This is a genomic window from Mucilaginibacter sp. (assembly GCF_035492695.1).
Taxonomy (GTDB): domain Bacteria; phylum Bacteroidota; class Bacteroidia; order Sphingobacteriales; family Sphingobacteriaceae; genus Mucilaginibacter.
Genome location: NZ_DATJJC010000007.1, coordinates 1 through 16647 on the forward strand (window position 1 = coordinate 1; position 16647 = coordinate 16647).

The following is a 16647-nucleotide window of genomic DNA, read 5'->3' on the forward strand; positions in this document are numbered from 1 at the left end:
CTTTTATCTATAATAAGGAAAACGAGCTTAAACTCGGCATAAGCCCAATCCAAACCACCGCTCACAGGACCACACTCAATATCACCGCAACCGATCAAAACAATAAAGGCAAACAAGGCACCTTTTCAGTAGCCGTCATCAACGAAAGCAAAGTACAGCCCGATGAAAACGAAGAAAGCACCATCATCAACAACCTGCTGCTCACCTCGGAACTGAAAGGCTATATCGAACAACCCAACTATTATTTTACCAATACCAATGAACAAACCAGAGCAGCTTTGGACAACCTGATGCTGACCCAGGGCTACAGGCGGTACGAATGGAAACAAATACCGGATACCGCCAGCAATACAACAATCAAATATCAACCCGAACGCAGCCAGGAGATCAGCGGTATCCTGAGCACCCCCGGCGGCAAGCCGGTACCTAACGGCAAAGTTACCCTTGCCGCTATTAAAGAAAAGATATTCAGGGACACCACAGCCGATGAAAGCGGAAAATTCACTTTCAATAACCTGTACATCAGCGACACCACCACGCTGGTACTACGGGCACGGAAAGCCAACAAAGGCAGCAATGTGCTGATCAAAGCCATACCGCCGGATTACCCAAAGATAGAGCCAGTAAGCAACATAACAACCATATCAACAACCGACACCATCAAAGCGTATCAGCAGTATAAACAATACCAGCAGGATCAGAAAATTGATCTCTCAGGATATGGGAGGGGACTAAAGACCGTTAACATCGTCGGGCTAAAAAAAGCAAAAAAGCCCGATCTGAGCTCTTCGTCCAATCTTCATGGTGGTGGTAATGCTGACCAGGTCATCATGTACGATAAATTAGGAAATTGCATTGATCTGGCAGACTGTCTGAACGGAAAGGTATTTGGCGTTACGTTTTCTGGTGGAATTCCTTTTAACACACGTAGTTCTAAAAAGATGGCCATCATAGTAGATGGTATTATATTGGATAAGTTGAGTGTAAACGATTTGAACGCCAACGATGTTTATAGCGTTGAGGTATTAAGAAGCCAGGCATCATACGCTATTTATGGCTCCTCTGCACCGAGCGGCGCTATCATTATTACCATGAAACGTGGCGGTGTAGGCACGGCCTACTTTACCCAAACGCCGCCAAACGGCATAGTGACCATAAAGTATGGTGGTTTCCATAAAATCAAAGCTTTTTATCAGACAAAATACGCACCAAAAGTGGTTGGCCCTGAGAGTGCCCGCAGCACTATATATTGGAACCCCAATATGCTTACAGACAAAGATGGCAAAGCATCACTTGAATACTTTACGCCGGATGTAAAAGGCACTTACCGGGCAGTGATAGAAGGTATTGATGACGATGGTGATTTGGGCAGACAGGTGTATAAATACGAGGTTAAATAATTATTGCGGAACTAATCGGCCAGTGGCTTGTTATCCGGGAAACAGGAAGCGAAATGGATAATCACAAAATATTGATAGAAGAATTGATAAAATTGCTGAACGGCGGCGGCGCCCATGCGGGTTTTGACGAAGCAATTACAGGTTTACCAAAAGAGGCGAGAGGAATTAAACCTGATAAATTGCCATATAGCATTTGGCAATTGGTAGAGCACATACGTATTGCCCAATGGGATATGCTCGAATTCAGTAAGAGCGAAAAGCACCGGTCACCTGCCTGGCCCGACGAGTATTGGGTAAAGGAAACCGCACCGGCCGATGAAGCAGAATGGGAAAAGTCGGTTAAACAGATAAAGGATGACCGTAACGTGTTCATAAACCTTTTAAAACACGGTGATATTTACAAAGCTATCCCTCATGGCGACGGCCAAAGCATTTTGCGGGAAGCCTTGCAGATAGCCGACCACAATGCTTATCATATCGCCGAGATCATCGTTATCCGGCGTTTACTTGGGGCGTGGCCCTCTTAATTTATCCCGTTAATAAACTTCACGATATCCGGTATCAGTTCAGCTTTTAAAGGCAGGTCCGGATTTTTGTAGGTTGCCAGGTTTTGATCCTTATCAGCAGGTGCATCTTTCAGAACATGGTTCATGCCGGGTATAATGATCAGTGTCGCATCTGATTTGCCTTTTTTTAATCTTTCCGCATCGGTTACCGCAACTTGGAGGTCAGTTGTCCCCTGGATGATCAATGTTGGTACTTTTACTGATTTGATCACATAAAAAGGATCATACCTGAACCACGATACCAGGTATTTTTGAATGCTCGGTCTGGCGATAAAATAAAGCCCAGGGTCGATATTGTCGATCGTTTTGCCCTTTTTCATGCTGTCGGTAAGGGTTTTAAAACCATCCTGGATGAATTTGGGTTGGGTTTTAAGCTGCTCAGTTATGATCTTATCGGCTCTTTGCCCTGCACCGGATACAGAAATATAACCTTTAACCGGTTGGTCGCGCGTGGCAAGCATACCAACCAGCGAGCCCTCGCTGTGTCCAAGTATAATTACTTTCGAAAAGCGTTCATCTCCGTTCAGCATTTGTACCAGCCCAACGGCATCGTCAACATAGTCATCAAAACGAAGGTCAGCCTCTTTGTTACCTGTCTGGCTTTCGCCTATCATGCGTTTATCATACCTAACCGATGCGATACCATTTTTTCCCAAACCTTCGGCAATATCTTTGTAAGCATTGGTCTCAAGGCCAAGTTTTTCGCTGTTCCCGTTACGGTCTGTCGGGCCCGAGCCGGCAATGATGAGTACAACGGGTATTTTGCCTGAAGCATTTTTAGGCATGGTCAAAGTACCATGGATAGTGGCCGATAATGTTTTTAAAGATATTGGAGACTCAACTAATGACGGGTCCATAGTTGTCGTCTTCGGGGCGCTTTCTGCCGATTCGGGCTTTGCCGCTTCTGCCGGTGCATCAAGCGGTTTTAGCAAAAGCCCAATGATCTGATCTTTGTCATTTAACGATATCCTTAGGGCAAGTGCTGCATTTTGAAACGTAGCTTTATACAAACCCACGGGCGGCGTAAAACTGGTAAAATCAGTCTGCGTCAGGTTGCCGAGCTGGCTCCTTAGCTGCGTGGTTGTGCCTTTGAAATTATCCAACGTGAGAGCAGCAACCATTTGCGGGCCAAACATTTTATAGATGCTATCTGGCTGATTATTATTGTAAAAAAGTTTGAACTTATTTACAGCCGCTGCGTAATTGGCAGGCTCGGTTTGCGCAGAGGCTTTAATTGAAATTACTGCGAGCAACAGGAAGATGGTTTTTTTCATTTGATGGTCATCGGGGAAACAAATATAGTATCTGGAATTTAATAAACTTATTCCGGTGCTGTTTTGATTTTCTTGGTCGCAGAGAATGAACTTTTTTAAAGCAGGACACCGGAATATTCAGCGATTAAATTTATTAAAGCACAACTAAAATTATAGTCGCTGAGAACGATTATTATTAATTTATCGTTAATGTAACGCTACTAAATTTTATTAATTGTGGTTTTTAGTTGTTATATTGCACGCAGTTTTAAACCCGTAAAGTTATAGGCTAAACCTTTACTGCCCCTTGTTAATGAAGCTAATTGCCGGATACTTATTTGCCGTTTTACTCACGGTTGCCTATAATTCTTCATTGGCCCAGTCAGTACTTTCGGCGGTACACGGCAACATCCGCACAGAAGAAGCAACTCCCGCAGACGGCGCCACAATAGTTTTGCTAAAGGCACGCGATTCATCCGTTGTAAAGTCAACAATAAGCGGCAGCGAGGGAAATTTTTCATTTACTGAATTACAACCCGGTGCTTATCTGCTATTCATCACTAAACTTAATTACGCCAAATTATACACAGGGCCTTATCAACTGGCGGCCGGTAAGGATCTTGATGGGGGGGTAGTTACTTTGACAATGAATGTAAGGGAACTTAACCAGGTAAATATTACGGGGAAAAAAGACTTTCTTGAAGTTAGGCCGGATAGAACCGTTCTGAATGTTGATAGGAATATAGTAGCCTCAGGTTCGACAGTTTATGACCTGTTGCGAACAGCGCCCGGCGTAAAGATCGTTAATGACGAGGTGCTGAAGGGCGGGCAAAAAGCGCTTATCACTATTAATGGCAAGCCCGTGTCTTTGTCGGGCGAGGAATTAATCAATATGTTGCGGAACTACCAGAGCAGTACCGTTAGCCAGGTGGAGCTGATCGATAACTCCTCGGCTAAATATGATGCTGCCGGCGGCGGCGGAATGATCAATATCATCCTTAAGAAAAATAAAAATATTGGGTCGAACGTAGGACTGACGGCTTCGGGAGCGGTTGGCGATAAATACAGATCGAACGCCGGTATCAACTGGGACCTAAAAACGGATAAGCTTAACCTGTTTGCCAGTTACAATTTTACCGACAATAAAACAGTACACAACTTTACAAATGACCGGGTAATTGATGTGAATAACATTGTCAATAATTTCGATGTGGATTACACGGCCACTACCCTGTCAAAAAATCATAGTTTTAACCTGGGAACCGACTATGCATTAGCCCCCAAACACACCATAGGTGTGCTTTTTTACGGTACTGACAATTTTATCGACATCGATAAACGCAATAACACTGTCATCAAAACTGACGGGCAAACTGATTCCGGCATATTTACTCAATCAAATATCAGCAGGCACATTACCAACCTCAATTATAACGCAAATTACCGGGGGACTTTTGGCAATGAGGGTAAAACCATTTTATCTGCAGATTTTAATTATTCTACCTATAACAGGCATTCGATAGAAATGCTGCAGAATGATTTTCTCGATGCGCAGGGGCAACCCGATGGCACGCCGCTGTTTTACACAGACAACTCGCCATCGCAAATACATGTACGGTCCGAGAATATTGATCTTAGTCACGCGATATCGAAAAACAGCAGTGTTGACATCGGCATAAAAAACAGCCAGGTGAAAAGTGATAATACTATTGACTTTGAACAGCAGATCAATAATGCCAGTATACCGGTGGCCGACCTGACCGATCATTTCATTTACAACGAACGGATCGATGCCGCTTATATCAGGTACGGGCTTAAATTTACAAACGGCAGCTTGTCACTTGGCCTGCGCGCCGAACAAACAAATTCTACTTCACTATCCGTAAGTCCAAACAGGCTGGTGGACAGCAGCTATTTTAACCTGTTCCCCAATGTGCAATTTACTTTCGAACCCGATAAAGATAACCAGCTTACCGCATTCTACTCCCGCAACATCAACAGGCCCAATTACCAGGACCTGAACCCTTTCGTGGGGTACGTCGATCAATTTTTTTACAACACAGGTAATCCTTTTTTGAAACCATTTTACATAAACACCATCCAGGTATCAGATCTGTATCGTCATAAATATAAGATCACATTGAATGCTTCGGTCACAAATAACTATTTCAGCACAATATTCTCCCAGGATGACGTTACGAAAGTGTACACTACAATAAAAGAGAACATCGCTACACGCTACCGGTATTCAATTCAATTGGGCATACCATTTGAATTTACCCGCTGGTGGAATTTGAACCTTGACCTTGTGGGGTTGCACGATCAGTTCGATTATTTCGCTGCAAATCAACCAAAACGGGGAAGCTTTGCTCTTGAAGCCACGCTCAGCCAGGATTTTACGATCACCAAAAAACTTAGCGCCCAGTTGGAGAGTGTCTATCAATCGCCTACTTATTTCGTGATCAATAATTACAGGGAAGATTATTTCGTGAATGTCGGGTTACGTTATGCAATTGCAAAAAACGCCAGTTTGAGTTTAACCGCGTCAGATATTTTCAATACCGATGTCGACAAGATCCATTCTGATTACCGCAATCTGAATATCACACAGCGTGATAAAAGGCCGACACGTTTTATTGGCTTTACCTTCTACTATCATTTCGGTACATCGTCGTCAAAAAACCGCAATAATACAACCGACGAACAGAAAAGGCTTGGCGGCAGCAGTAATGAGAATTGATCGGTCAGCCAATATGTCCGCTTATCATGCTGATTAAAATGATGAGAAGCACCAATGTCGAAATAAAGGTATACAGGTAATCCTTTTCGATCAGGAACCCGATGCCGGCAAATAGCACGCGAAATACAGGTGTGGCTATCAGCAACACAATGCCAAACTGTATGATCGCCTGGCCCTTTAAGTGGATGACGCCTTGAATAACACCCTTTATATGACTGATGAAATCCGGAACTTTGTTAAAGCTGGCAAAATCAATCTGGCTGTGACCGTGATTAACCAGGAAAATAATGCCGCCGGTAATAACAAAGGCTGTGGATACAAAAACCCCTGTGCGCAATATCCAGCCGATAACGGCTTGCATGTCCTTATCTTTAAAACCCGCGGACTTCTCCGGGCTTACGGGTGGATGGGTTATTTTTGCGCCGGCTTCAGCGGGCATACCTGTGTTAAATTTTTCCCGTGATGCCATTATAGATCATTTGAATTGCGATAAGTGTGATAACGATAGCAAATATCTTTCTAATCCACCCTGAAGAAGCTGCACGCACCAATATTTTAGAGCCGCTGAGCGCGCCCAACAATACGCCAATTACTACCGGCATTGCAATTGCCGGGTGTATGTAGCCGCGTTGGAGGTAAACTACGGCGCTTGCCGCAGCGGTGACGCCGATCATGAAATTGCTGGTGGTGGTGGATACCTTAAAGGGAATGCGCATAACACCGTCCATAGCAATTACCTTTAAGGCGCCCGAACCGATACCCAATAAGCCGGAAATAACACCAGCCAGTATCATTGTCGCAAACCCTCCCGCCACGTTGGTTACCCCATACTCCACTATTTCATGATTGACAGGATAGTTTCCGCCCAGTTTTAGTTTACGTGCAAGATAACTTTGCTGGTTAACAGTGCGCTCTGCCAGTTGTCTGAAAGACATAACAGCAGAAACAAGAAGAATGCCGCCAAACAGAACAGCTATATATTGCGCAGGGATATAAATGGCAAGTATGGCGCCGGTGAAAGCGCCCGCAGTAGTTGCAATCTCCAGGAACATGCCTATCCGTATATTGGTGATGCCTTCTTTAACATAGGCAGCGGCAGCGCCCGAAGAGGTTGCAATAACCGACACCAGCGAGGCGCCTATGGCATAATGGATATTGACATGCAATACCAGCGTAAGCAGCGGAATGACAATAAAACCACCACCCAGGCCCGTGAGTGAGCCAAGAAGGCCCGCAAAATAGGAGCCGAGCAAAACGATAACAGTAAATACAATTACCGACATAGGCGGAGCAGGTTATTGAGAGTTGCTAAGGTAGGAATAAAGTTTAAGCGGTTTGGTTTGAAAAATAATTTTGTAAACTTTCAAAACGTTATGAACTAACAATTTTGTTTTACTATTTTAAACCGTTGAAAAAAACCTTTATCATGATCTGTAAAAAATATCCGTTCACTAAAAAAACACTCCTTTTTCTTTTCCTTATCCTGCAGTCTGTTATGCTTTTTGCACAGGCCAAATTGCCTGAAAATATGTTCATGCGAAAAATGCCCAACGGGCTCGATGTGCTTGTAATTGAAGATAACAGTGTGCCCCTGGCTACTATTATGATAACCTGCAAAAACGGAGCCTTTACCGAAACACCCCGCTTTAACGGCCTAAGCCACCTTTATGAACATATGTTTTTTAAAGCCAACCGGGACTATAACAGCCAGGAGGAATTTATGACGCGCGTGAGCGAGCTGGGGATCAAATTTAATGGTGAAACCTCTTTCGAAAATGTGAACTATTATTTTACCCTGCCAAACTACAACCTGGAGCAAGGTCTCAAATTTATGAATTCGGCTATACGCTTTCCAAAATTCGACCGGCGCGAAATGATGCGCGAAAACGTTGTTGTCGATGACGAGTTTCAGCGACTGGAGTCAAACCCGTTTCATGCGCTGAACGACGCAATGGAGCATCATCTGTGGGGCAACCTGTATAGCCGGAAAAACCCCATCGGCAATCACCAGGTGATCAGGTCGGCCACACCCGACCTGATGGATTCCATCAAGAATAAATATTATTTCCCCAATAATTGTTTATTAACCGTCGCCGGAAGCGTTTCGCACGAGGAGGTGTTCAGCCAGGTTGACAAGATATACGGCTCCTGGCAATCCTCCGGGTTCGACCCGTTTCAGAAATGGCCCGTGCCCGAATTTAAACCGCTGCAAAAGACGGATTATTTTATTGTCGAATCGCCGTTATCCAATGTGCCCGTGATCGACCTGGAATGGCACGGCCCCGATATGCGTACCGATGTGCCGGCTACTTATGCTGCCGATGTGTTCTCTTATATTATCAATCAAAATTCGTCAAAATTGCATAAGGCGCTGGTGCAGTCGGGTTTGGCGTTGCAGGTCGATATAGGGTATCTGACCCTTAGCCATGTCGGGCCCATATCATTACATGTTGTCCCGAATCCGTCAAAGATCAAAGAATGCATGGCTGAATTGAAAAAGCAGATAGAAATGATGGACAACGACGACTATGTGACTGATGAGCAGATAGAAACAGCTAAGGAGAAACTGGAGATCATCAAAATAAGGGAGGAAGAGGTCACTTCTGATTTTACGCAGGTGCTGGCCTTTTGGTGGTCGGCGGCATCAATGGATTACTTTAGCGGATACAACGCGAACCTGCAAAAGATGACGCGTGCCGATCTGCAAAGCTATGTACGGAAATATATCAAGGGCCATCCATATTGCGCGGGCTTGCTGTTGAGCCCCGAATTGAAACAACAGGTTCAGCCAGAGCGTTTTTTTGCTTCAAATAACTAAGATATCCGACATGAAAAGATCTATAATACTCAGTATAAGTTTATATTTTATTGCGTTTGCAGCATTTGCTCAGCGTACAGCGACATCTTTCGATGTCGACGGCATCAAGGTGATCTTCAAACCCACCGTCAAGAATGTGATTAGTGTTCGTGTGTTTTATCGTGGCGGGGTGGCAAATTACCCGGCCGATAAAGCCGGTATCGAAGATATAGCGCTTGAAGCCGCAGGGCAATGTGGTACCCAAAAATACAGCGCCGATGTATTCCGCGACCGTACCGACAAGTTTGGTGTTGTGATCTCAGGCGAGTCTGACTATGACTACGGAGATATTACCCTGGATTGTGTTTCCAAATATTTTAATGAAAGCTGGGACCTGCTTACCGGGGCAGTTACACAGCCGGTGTTTGAAGAAGGGGAGGTTGAGCAGCTGAAAGCTAAAGCCATCGCCCGTATACGCCAGTCCCAATCCGATCCGGACGATCACATCCGCCAATTGGCTGTCGCCAATGCATTTGCCGGTACACCTTATGCCACCGACCCAAAAGGGACTGAAGAGGCTGTAAGTAAATTAACCGCTGCGGAGCTCAAATCCTATTATAGCAGCATCCTGAATAAAAATCAAATGTTTATAGTTGTTGCAGGAAATATCAGTAAGGAGGAATTGATAAGCAAAGTAAGGGCCTCTTTCGGGTCGTTGCCGTCACGCCAGTACACCCCCGTAACATATACCCCCCCTGTATGGAACGACTATAAAGTGCTTGCGGAAAAACGCGATCTGCAAACCAACTACATCAATGGTGTGATGAACGCTCCTCCGGTTAACAGCGATGATTTTTTTGCCTATCGTTTAGGCATAAGTGTTTTAAGCGGCGAACTTTTTGGCGAATTGAGGACACGCCTCCATCTTTCCTACGACCCGGGCGCCGAAACTGTGAATCAATTGATGCCTTTCGCCATTATGTCGGTGAGCACATCGAGCCCCAAAGAGGCTGTAAAAGCGATGACGGAGGCCCTGAACCTTGAAAGAAATTCACGTGTGACACCTGAAGGACTTACCGAGCTTAAAAGCAGCTATATAACCGGGTATTTTATGAAAGAGCAAAGTTCGTCGGCCATAACCGAGAGTTTGGGGCAGGCTGAAGTTTTAGGCGGATGGGAAACCGCGGAAAACTTGCCTGACCTGGTTAACAAAGTCACAGCCGAACAAATATCCGGGGCGATCAATAAATATATTGCGGGGTTAAGGTGGGCTTACCTCGGTAATGCCGATCAGGCTAACGAAGCTGAAGGGGCTTTCAATAAAAAAGTACGGTGAGGTATCAGTTGAATGTAATTGTTGAATAAATTTGTCAACAACATCAGGTTTATGATGTAATATTACCATAACCATTTACTTCAAAGCCATGTCGTTAGCAAAGATCACCGAGCTTTTGGGTGAGGAAGCAGGGGATCTGCTCAATCACCGGTGCAAAACTTTTTCCAAAGATCAGCTTCACCTACCTTCGCCCGATTTTGTGGATAAGGTTTTTGCCCTAAGTAACCGCAGTGCGCAGGTATTACGCAATTTACAGGCTATGTACGATCATGGTCGGTTGGCCGGAACGGGTTACTTATCTATTTTGCCGGTCGACCAGGGCATCGAGCATACTGCAGGGGCTTCCTTCGCCAAAGATCCATTGTATTTCGACCCGGAAAATATCATTAAACTCGCCATTGAAGGCAGTTGTAATGCTGTGGCGACAACTTTCGGTAACCTGGCCATGATGTCGAGGAAATATGCCCACAAAATACCCTTCCTGGTAAAACTGAACCATAACGAATTGCTTACCTATCCAACCAAATACAACCAGATCATGTTTGGCACGGTGAAGGACGCCTGGAACCTGGGTGCGGCAGCGGTTGGGGCCACGGTGTACTTTGGATCGGAGCAATCGGACAGGCAGATCATCGAAGTAGCTGAGGCTTTTGAGGAAGCACATTCGTTGGGTATGGCTACCGTTCTTTGGTGCTATACACGTAACAACGCGTTTAAAAAGGACGGTGTCAATTATGAAACATCGGCCGACATTACCGGCCAGGCTAATCATATCGGCGTTACCATCCAGGCCGATATCATCAAACAAAAAATGCCGGATGTTAACGGTGGTTTTACTGCCATCAATTTCTCCAAAAGCGATCCGCTGATGTATAGTGAGTTGAGTTCCAATCATCCCATCGACCTATGCCGTTACCAGCTGGCTAATTGTTATATGGGTCGTGCCGGACTCATCAATTCGGGTGGTGAATCCAAAGGGGCATCTGACCTGGCCGACTCAGTAAAGCACGCCGTGGTCAATAAAAGAGCAGGGGGAACCGGGTTGATATTGGGCCGGCGTGCATTTCAGCGGCCATTTGATGAGGGTGTGGATTTTCTTCATACCATACAGGATGTATATCTGGCAACAGAGATCGGCATTGCCTAACCCGGCATAAAAATGAACAAGGTCAGGCTCGAGAATTTTTCAGACGGGGTATTTGCGATAGCGGTAACCCTGCTTATTTTAAGTGTCAGGATACCTGACGCAAAAAATTACGATAACCACGAGCTTAACTATGCTCTCCGGAGGGCCGTGCCTCACCTGGTAACATTTGCGTTCAGCTTTATGGTGGTAGGCGTTTTTTGGGTGGCTCACCACCGTATTTTTTCTATGGCCAAGAAGGTTGACAATGCGCTGTTGTGGCTCAATGTGTTCTATCTTTTGTTTGTAGCTATCATGCCTTACCCGACAGCGTTGCTTGCCGAGAACCCTTTCTTAACTACCGGCATCCTTGTTTATTCCACGGCCTTATTCATTATCGCTTTTATGCATTTTTTACTGCTTAACCACATCTACTCCAATAAGCGTGTGCGAAGTGAAGTGTTCACAGCGGAAATATACCGCTCCTATTTACGGATAGGGGCTGTCGGCCCGATATGTTATATACTGGCCGCTGGTGGCAGCTTTATTAGTCCTTATATTAGTTTCTTCTTCATTTTTGCTGCACTGATATTTTATATATTTTTCTCCCGAAGTACCAAAGTTGAAGAGAAGCTGCTGATGAAAGCAGAGTAACATTAGCCGGATTTAGCTACATTTGGCGCACCAGTTTAATGCTAATGGGTTACCCGAGTTTACAAGCCTGTATTTCCGATCTTGAAAAAAATGGCCACCTCATCCGTATCAGGGAGGAGGTGAACCCGTACCTGCAAATGGCGGCTATACACCTTCGCGTGTTTGAGCACCAGGGCCCGGCCATCCTGTTCGAGCATGTGAAAGGAAGTAAGTTTCCGGCATTATCCAATTTGTTCGGAACGCTCGATCGCTCCAAATTTATCTTCCGGGATACGCTGGAACAGATCAAAACTTTGATCGAACTGAAAAACGATCCCATGAAGGCGCTTAAACAGCCTTTTAAATATGCAGGTATTGCATTAAATGCATTTGCGGCCCTGCCGATGAAAGTAAGCGGGAGCGCGCCCATCAGTTTTGGCAAAGCAAAGATCAGCGATCTGCCCCAAATAGTGAACTGGCCGATGGACGGCGGGCCTTTCGTTACCATGCCGCAGGTTTATACGGAAGATATGGACAAACCCGGCATTATGGATGCCAACCTGGGCATGTACCGTATACAACTGGCAGGGAATGATTATATCCAAAACCAGGAGATAGGATTGCACTATCAATTGCATAGGGGTATCGGTATCCATCAAACCAAAGCAAATGCAAAAGGGCAACCCTTAAAAGTGAGCATTTTTGTAGGCGGACCGCCATCGCACCCGGTATCGGCAGTAATGCCCTTGCCGGAAGGATTATCTGAAATGACCTTTGCAGGGGCTTTAGGCAATCGGCGCTTCCGGTATTTTTATGATGATGAAGGTTTTTGTATTTCTGCGGATGCCGATTTCGTGATAACCGGGACCGTGATGCCTCATGACAATAAACCCGAGGGCCCATTTGGCGATCACCTGGGTTATTACAGTTTGAAGCATGATTTCCCGCTGATGAAGGTTCACAACGTTTATCACCGCAAGGACGCAGTGTGGTCGTTTACTGTCGTGGGGCGCCCGCCACAGGAAGATACCAGCTTTGGCGCATTGATCCATGAGATAACAGGCGAGGCTATTGGAAAAGAAATACCCGGTCTGCACGCCGTGAATGCGGTAGATGCCGCAGGTGTTCACCCGTTATTGTTCGCTATAGGCAGCGAACGCTACACGCCGTATTCAAACGACGAACGCAAGCCGCAAGAGATACTGACCATTGCCAACCGAATTTTAGGAACCAACCAATTGAGCCTGGCGAAATACCTGTTCATCACCGCGAAGGAAGATGATCCGGATTTAGACGTTAATGACATTGGCAGATTCATGAAACATATCCTGCAGCGCGTCGACCTAAGCCGCGACCTGCATTTTTATACCAATACTACCATAGATACACTGGACTACAGCGGCAGTGGCCTGAATTCGGGTAGTAAAGTGGCCGTAGCAGTGGCAGGGGCAATTAAGCGGGAGTTATGGAGTGAGTTACCAGGTGATTTTGATATGCCGCGCCCATTCGTCAACTACAAAATGGTAATGCCAGGCATACTGGCAGTTGAAGTTCCGAAAAATATAAAACATAGCGATACGCCGTTGATATTTGAGATTATGGAAGAGCACCTGGCTGATAAACAACTGGATGGCCTGCCCTTGATAGTGCTCTGCGACGATGCGGTATTCACAGCGCAAAACCTCAACAACTTTGTTTGGGTAACCTTTACCCGCAGTAACCCTTCGCACGATATTTATGGCATCAACAGTTTTACCGAACACAAGCATTGGGGCTGCAAAGGCCCGCTCATCATTGATGCGCGCATCAAGCCTCATCATGCACCGGTACTGGAAAAAGATCCTGCAGTTGAAAAATTGGTGGATAAGATGGGAGAGAAGGGTGGGGTATTGTACGGTATCATCTAATTAAAAATTTACGTCATGCTGAAACAAGTTCAACATGAGGTGGCGTTTATTTTAACTCATCCAACACCCTAAACATCTTTTCCTTAACCGACCTGCTTGAACCATTGAAATTATTGACCATAATAGAAAAGCAAAGTTCGCGCCCGTTATGAGTTTGATAACCTGCGTAGGTAAGCACGTTTAGAATACTGCCGCTTTTCATTTTCATATTATTGTAGGTAGGCAGGCTTTCGTAAAAATCGGCATACCAGTCGGCGCCTTTGGCTGATCTAAGAACGGTTGCCATGGTCAAGGTAGTTACCCGGTCGCCGGGGGATAGGCCACTGCCGTCGACTACATTCAGCGAGTTTGGGTCGATACCTTTGCTTTTCCAAAAAGCCTGCTCAACCTCTACGCCATTATCAGTTGTCGGTTGTTTGCCCTGTTTCCAGGCAATGGTCTTCAGTAATTGTTCGGCATACAGATTTATACTTTTCTGGTTCAGCCAGTAAACTATCTTGCTTAAGGTGGGGGATGATATAGTTGCCAGGTTTTGTGCGATCTGCGGTAGCTGCTGACCTTTGGCCGTTAGCGTTCCGGTTGATTCCGCGCCACCGCTTACCATAATACCGATGCGCTGCAGCGTATCGGCTAAACGGTAAGCCGCGTCATAAGCCGGGTCGGGCACGGCTGCGGAGATGGATTTCTTTTCCTGGTCCTGCGCGTAAGTACCCCGAAGGTACATCACTTTACCGCCAACGGGCAAATAAGCGTAGGCATCATCACCCGTCCCCGCAGGGGCGTTTAACAGTTCGCTTTTGAAATTTAAATACGGCATTAAAGGAACAGTTCTTGACACGCCAATCGGGCTGTCCACGCGACCAGTCCTCAATTTAATGTCAAACTGGTTCTCGCGCCAGGTAAGGCCCGATGTGCCGGCCCCGTAATAATTACCCAAATCCATCCATATCCAGCCGTTGGGTACTGATTGCGAACCGAATATCGAATCATCGCCAATAACGCGCCCGTTGATCTTTCTAATGCCTGCTTTTTGCAGGGCAGTAGTCATTTGGGTCAGTATTTCGCCTTCCTTATGCCCGGGGTATCGCCAGCTGCCCAGCGTTGGGTCGCCTGAACCTTTGATGATGAGGTCTCCGTTCAATGTTCCGTTTGGGTCTATAGTGCCGGTATAGCCAAACTGGGTCCGATATTGAAAATCTTTACCTAAAATATTAAATGCGGTGATAGAGGTGATGGTTTTTAAAGTAGAGGCCGTAGCCAGACCCATGTTCGGATTGACTGCAAATACGGTTTCGCCGGTTTTGGCATCAAGCACGGTTAACGAAACTGACGCGTATTTGCACTGGCTATCCTGCTGCAGGCGGTTGAATGCGGACTGCAGCTTTGATTGTAAAGTCTGTGCGTTCGCTAACTCACCTAAACATATAAAACTAATTATCAGTAGTCGCCGGAACTTCATCTTTTGAATTACGCTGAGAAAAATAATAGATCGGGATACCCAATAGTACAATACCTAAGCCCGGCCAGGTAAAGTTTGGCTTGTAGATGATGAGCAATATGCAAAATGCTATTCCCATCACGATATAAATGGCAGGTAATACCGGGTAGCCAAAGGCTTTATAAGGTCGTTCGGCATCGGGCCGGGTAATACGGAGTTTATAAATGCCAATTATTGTCAACACGTAGAACAACACTACCACAAATGAGATCATATCCAGCAAGTCGCCATATTTTCCGCTAAGGCAAAGAATAGATGCTACCAAAGCTTGTATCCATAAGCCAAATTCCGGAACGGAGAATTTATTCAATGTCCCTGTTTTCTTAAAGAATAGCCCGTCTTTAGCCATGGTGTAATAAACCCTTGCACCTGCAAATATCAGCCCGTTGTTACAGCCAAAAGTAGAGATCATGATCATCACTGCGATAACAATGGTGCCGCCGTTGCCGAATATCACATGCGAAGCCGAAACTGCAACCCGGTCTTTATCCGCAGTTGCGATATCGTGCAAGGGCAAAACGGCTGTGTACATTACGTTAGCCGCTACGTAAATGAGCGTCACGATCATGGTTCCCAAAAACAGGCTCAACGCTACGTCCCGTTTAGGGTTTTTCATCTCGCCTGCTATAAAGGTTACGCTGTTCCACGAGTCGCTGCTGAAAATGGAACCAACCATAGACGCAGCGATCGCGCCCAAAGCAGCAACAGTTGTATATTCAACAAAGCTACCATCGGTATTCAGTTTATGCAGTGTCCAGGCATTGCTCCAGTTCAGGTGCCAGGTATTGTTATTGAGAGCCCAAAAGCCAAAAATGATCAAGCCGAACAAACTTAGTATTTTGGTTAAAGTAAAGGTAGTTTGAATGATCTTCCCGCTTTTTACGCCGCGGGTGTTAATGAAGGTTAACAATATGATGACGCCAATAGATACTATTTGTGCTGCGCTGATCTTTATGAAACCGAGGTTGAACAAAATATTATCTTCGCTTACTGCCGGTATCAGGTAAGCTGTGAATTTCGAAAAAGCTACGCCAACGGCCGCTATAGTCCCGGTTTGTATCACGGCAAAAAAGCTCCAGCCGTACAGGAAGCCCATCAGTTTGTTGTATATCTCTTTCAGATAAACATATTGCCCGCCTGCTTTCGGGAACATTCCGCTCAGTTCACCGTAGCTTAAGGCTGCTGTGAGGGTCATAAAGCCTGTGATCAGCCATACCACGATCAGCCACCCTGCCGAGCCTACATTACGCGTAATATCAGCGCTTACTATAAATATCCCCGAACCGATCATCGAGCCTGCCACCAGCATGGTGCCGTCGAGCAAACCGAGCTCATGTTTTAAGTGGGGTTGTTTCAAATCTTCCTTCATTCGCTGTAACAGGTTTAAGCTCCTA

The 16647-nt window shown here is 45.7% G+C and carries 12 protein-coding genes and 1 pseudogene; 8 read left to right on the forward strand and 5 right to left on the reverse strand.

The window, feature by feature from the left end; all coding sequences use genetic code 11:
• Both VL525_RS04200 and VL525_RS04205 read left to right on the forward strand, forming a co-directional pair.
• Window positions 1-1400, forward strand: a pseudogene (locus VL525_RS04200) (TonB-dependent receptor); the annotation flags it as partial.
• 53 nt (window positions 1401-1453) lie between these two features.
• Window positions 1454-1927, forward strand: coding sequence for a DinB family protein (locus VL525_RS04205; protein WP_325383676.1), 474 nt, complete (start codon window positions 1454-1456; stop codon window positions 1925-1927).
• Here the strand turns inward: VL525_RS04205 and VL525_RS04210 are convergent.
• A complete protein-coding gene (locus VL525_RS04210; RefSeq protein WP_325383677.1) occupies window positions 1924-3240 on the reverse strand; it encodes a serine aminopeptidase domain-containing protein in 1317 nt (438 codons plus the stop codon). The two genes, VL525_RS04205 and VL525_RS04210, sit on opposite strands and share 4 nt — an antisense overlap.
• 292 nt (window positions 3241-3532) lie before the next feature.
• Here VL525_RS04210 and VL525_RS04215 point away from each other — a divergent pair, with 292 nt between their 5' ends.
• Entirely contained in the window at window positions 3533-5959 is a 2427-nt protein-coding gene (locus VL525_RS04215; protein WP_325383679.1) for an outer membrane beta-barrel family protein, read from the forward strand.
• Window positions 5960-5963: 4 nt separating this feature from the next.
• Here the strand turns inward: VL525_RS04215 and VL525_RS04220 are convergent, their stop codons facing one another.
• Window positions 5964-6428, reverse strand: a complete 465-nt coding sequence (locus tag VL525_RS04220) for a DUF1634 domain-containing protein (RefSeq protein ID WP_325383681.1) — start codon at window positions 6426-6428, stop codon at window positions 5964-5966.
• Window positions 6406-7242: a sulfite exporter TauE/SafE family protein gene (locus VL525_RS04225; RefSeq protein ID WP_325383683.1), complete on the reverse strand. Its 837-nt coding sequence runs from the start codon at window positions 7240-7242 to the stop codon at window positions 6406-6408. Before VL525_RS04225 ends, VL525_RS04220 begins: the two co-directional genes overlap by 23 nt.
• Window positions 7243-7385: 143 nt before the next feature.
• On the opposite strand from VL525_RS04225, the gene VL525_RS04230 reads away from it, so the two are divergent.
• From VL525_RS04230 to VL525_RS04250, 5 genes are all read left to right on the forward strand, one after another.
• Entirely contained in the window at window positions 7386-8777 is a 1392-nt protein-coding gene (locus VL525_RS04230; protein ID WP_325383685.1) for a pitrilysin family protein, read from the forward strand.
• A gap of 10 nt (window positions 8778-8787) precedes the next feature.
• Window positions 8788-10092: a pitrilysin family protein gene (locus tag VL525_RS04235; protein ID WP_325383687.1), complete on the forward strand. Its 1305-nt coding sequence runs from the start codon at window positions 8788-8790 to the stop codon at window positions 10090-10092.
• Window positions 10093-10180: 88 nt separating this feature from the next.
• A complete protein-coding gene (locus VL525_RS04240; protein ID WP_325383689.1) occupies window positions 10181-11239 on the forward strand; it encodes a class I fructose-bisphosphate aldolase in 1059 nt (352 codons plus the stop codon).
• 12 nt (window positions 11240-11251) lie between these two features.
• Window positions 11252-11869 (forward strand): TMEM175 family protein, encoded by a 618-nt coding sequence (locus VL525_RS04245; protein ID WP_325383691.1) that lies wholly within the window; start codon window positions 11252-11254, stop codon window positions 11867-11869.
• A 44-nt stretch (window positions 11870-11913) separates the two neighbouring features.
• Window positions 11914-13755: a UbiD family decarboxylase gene (locus VL525_RS04250; protein ID WP_325383693.1), complete on the forward strand. Its 1842-nt coding sequence runs from the start codon at window positions 11914-11916 to the stop codon at window positions 13753-13755.
• Window positions 13756-13801: 46 nt separating this feature from the next.
• Here the strand turns inward: VL525_RS04250 and dacB are convergent, their stop codons facing one another.
• Together dacB and VL525_RS04260 are read right to left on the reverse strand one after the other, a co-directional pair.
• Window positions 13802-15214, reverse strand: a complete 1413-nt coding sequence (dacB, locus tag VL525_RS04255; RefSeq protein ID WP_325383695.1) for a D-alanyl-D-alanine carboxypeptidase/D-alanyl-D-alanine endopeptidase — start codon at window positions 15212-15214, stop codon at window positions 13802-13804.
• Window positions 15186-16622: an APC family permease gene (locus VL525_RS04260; RefSeq protein ID WP_325383697.1), complete on the reverse strand. Its 1437-nt coding sequence runs from the start codon at window positions 16620-16622 to the stop codon at window positions 15186-15188. The genes dacB and VL525_RS04260 overlap by 29 nt, the downstream gene beginning before the upstream one ends.
• Window positions 16623-16647: the final 25 nt, after the last annotated feature.